This window comes from Chryseobacterium sp. VD8 (assembly GCF_037149975.1).
Lineage (GTDB): Bacteria > Bacteroidota > Bacteroidia > Flavobacteriales > Weeksellaceae > Chryseobacterium > Chryseobacterium indicum.
On the sequence record NZ_JBBCQL010000447.1, the window covers coordinates 1 to 724 of the forward strand.

Genomic DNA, 724 nt, shown 5'->3' on the forward strand with positions numbered 1-724 from the left:
TTCATGTTCTCCCGGAGCTCCTAAAACCTGAATAATTTCTCCCTCCGGATTTTTATCTCCCGGTCTCCATTCCGTCATTTTTACGATCACTTTATTGCCGTCTTCCGCACCTCCGAATTTTGGTTTAGGAACAAAAATATCGGTATTAATGGTCTTTTTATCACAAACCACAAAACCAAAATCTTTGTGAGGAACGATCTGCAAAGTTCCCACAAATTCTGTTCTCGTTCTTTCCAAGACTTCCAGAACAGAGCCTTCCAGCTTTTTACCTTTGTAAGTGTAGGTTACAATTAATACTTTATCGCCCTGCAAAGCATCTTTTACATTCTTTGAGTGTATAAAAATATCATCTTCAAGACCTTCCACATTTACATAAGCATTACCGGACTGGTTGAAATCGATAATTCCTGTTAATGTTCCTTTAATATTAAGGTTAAGAACATATTTTCCTTTTTCGGCTTCTTTTATTCTTTCGGCAGCCTGCAATCTGTGCAATGCCTGAATCACAAGTTCTCTCTGTCTCGGATTCTTATAATCTATTCCGTCTGAAATCTGCTTATAATTATAGACTTTTGTGGAATTTTCATTCATAAATCTAAGGATCAGTTTTCCGATTTCCTTTAGTTTATGTTCGTTTTTCTGACTTATATATTTTCTTTTTTTTGCCATTTTAATTTGTAATTAGTTAATTTTTAATTCCGATCATTTCAATCAGAATGATTTA

At 34.4% G+C, this 724-nt stretch carries 1 pseudogene; it reads right to left on the reverse strand.

Features of this window, described 5'->3' with window-relative positions:
• Window positions 1–669: pseudogene (locus WFK35_RS22965) on the reverse strand (ribonuclease R); the annotation flags it as partial.
• Window positions 670–724: the final 55 nt, after the last annotated feature.